Source organism: Vibrio sp. Vb0667 (genome assembly GCF_033391095.1).
This window is the reverse complement of sequence record NZ_JAWPOL010000120.1, coordinates 1-1641: the sequence shown is the minus strand read 5'-3', so window position 1 is coordinate 1641 and position 1641 is coordinate 1. Positions and strand designations below refer to the sequence as shown.

1 protein-coding gene is annotated in these 1641 nt (G+C 41.8%); it reads left to right on the top strand.

Annotated features, from left to right (window positions below; genetic code table 11):
- Positions 1–411 precede the first annotated feature (411 nt).
- The coding region (locus R8269_RS23885; protein WP_318222736.1) for an ABC-F family ATP-binding cassette domain-containing protein at positions 412–1641 on the top strand (1230 nt) is incomplete at its 3' end.

Genomic DNA, 1641 nt, shown 5'->3' with positions numbered 1-1641 from the left:
AATGGTTTATCGATTCAGCTAATCTGTGTGTTAGCTTTTGAGCTGTTTGAGTGAAATTTTTATAGCACTTTGTTTCGTGCGGGTGTAGGCTATTACCTGTATATTTTTGAGACAAAAAATTCATGTTATATCTCTTGTTTAAAAACTTCGTAAGAAGGCTGAACTCCGTGCAAAAAACGCGATGAAGTGTTGCTCGGAGTCATAAATTATCTTCATCAGATGTGGAAATACGTGCACAGCTAAGCTGGAAAATGCGTAGGTTGTATTACATCTGAGTAAAGACAAGAGACCGCCGGTGATACATCATCACCGGCTTTTTTGTATCTGAAGTTTGAAATCAGATATGAAGTTACCCATAGTTGAAATAGGGGCCGGTATGTAAGTACCGGCCCTTTTTATTTGGTAAAAAACATGAGTGTGTTACACGTTAAAAATATGTCCTATCAGGTTGTTGATCATCACCTATATAGCCATTCCCACTTTACTATTCATGCTGGAGAGCATGTAGGAATCACCGGTGCAAACGGAGTAGGAAAAAGTACGTTGTTAAAGTTGCTTGTTGGTGAAATTTCTGCCGATGAGGGAGATATTCATTGGCAGCCAAACTTAGAGATTGGCTATCTTGATCAACATCTTGTGGTAGATAAAACTCAGACGATTAGAGAATGTTTACAATCGGCATTTAATGAGTTGTTTGAAGCTGAACGTGAATTATTTTCTTTGTATCAAGAGATGGCTGAATCTGCATCGCCTTCTTTGCTTCGCCGAGTTGCTAAGTTACAAACGGAATTGGAAGCCCAAGGCTTTTACGCCTTACATGCCCAAATTGAAAGTGTATCCGCAGGGCTTGGTATACAGCAGTTGGGACTGGATACTCTAATGAGTGCGTTAAGTGGTGGGCAACGCCATAAGGTTTTATTAGCGCGCTTATTGTTGCGTGAACCAGACGTCTTATTGTTAGATGAGCCGACTAACTATCTTGATGCAACTCATATTGAGTGGTTGAAGAATTATCTCAATGCTTATGTAGGAACCGTACTATTGGTGTCTCATGATGTGAGTTTCCTGAATGCGGTTACTACCTGCATCTGTGATATCGACTATCAAAAAATCCAGAAATACACCGGCTCATACCACAAAGCAATGGCGCAAAAGCGACACAACAATTCGCTGTTGGAAAAAGAGTACCACGCACAGCAAGCTGAGATTAAGAAACTGGAACAGTTTATTGCGAAAAATGGCGCAGGTGTGAATGCGAGCATTGCGAAGGGACGTAAGAAGCAATTGTATAAAATTGAAAGGGTTCAGTTGCATAAAACAGATGCCGTGACTGAATTTGATTTTTCTTATGCGCCTATTGGACATCAAAGTGTTGTTAGTGCCGAGGCGTTGAGCATTGGCTATCAAACGCCTTTACTGTCACCGATTGATATCACTATCGCGCGAGGAGACAAGTTGGTGATTGAGGGCTTTAATGGCGTAGGGAAGTCGACATTGCTCAAAACGCTAATGGGGGAGATGCTTCCACTCTCTGGTGAAATGACGTTTGCACAAGGTCTTAAGATCGGTTACTTCGCTCAAGACCTATCTTGGTGTCATCCGGATCATACACCGGAGCAAGAGGTGTGTGCGGTCGATTCT